Raw genomic sequence first — 520 nt, forward strand, 5'->3', positions numbered from 1 at the left:
GTCTATGCCCCGGTGAACCAGTAGATCGAAGACGCAATAGGTCACCGGGTCCGCGCCTTCATGCCAGCGCCGCCGGCGCGCGCGGATCTGCAGCAGGTCGAAGTTGCTGCGACCCAARTCGTCGAGCACGCAAACCTCTCCGTCCGTGATGAATGGACCACCGTGCATGCTTGCCAGCGACTTYGTGAYCTCTGGGAACCAGGTGGTRGCGTCAGCCCCGCTGCGCGTCTTCAACTCGACAGTGCCGGCCCCGAATTCAGCCAGGAGGCGGTAGCCGTCGAACTTGAGCTCATAGATCCACCCCGGCTCGGATAGGTCTACGGGCCGCGAAGAGATGAGCATGGGGGCAACGTCGGCGAGGTGCATGGGGCAGCATGCTGCACGTCACCAGATCGCGATGTCGCCCATCGCCGCGCCGCGGATATGGCCGCCTCCTACATCCCCGGGCGGYCCTGCGTCGCAGGCTCCTCGATCATCACGTCACGAAGGAGACAGGAATGGCAGACGACCCAAAGAAGAC

At 63.9% G+C, this 520-nt stretch carries 1 protein-coding gene; it reads right to left on the minus strand.

The window, feature by feature from the left end; translation table 11 throughout:
• Positions 1 to 366 (minus strand): ATP-dependent DNA ligase (locus AC1DTN_RS39225; RefSeq protein ID WP_477925654.1); only part of this gene is annotated, 366 nt, incomplete at its 3' end.
• Between the last annotated feature and the right edge of the window lie 154 nt (positions 367 to 520).

This window comes from Rhizobium sp. 01T444, from assembly GCF_056398305.1.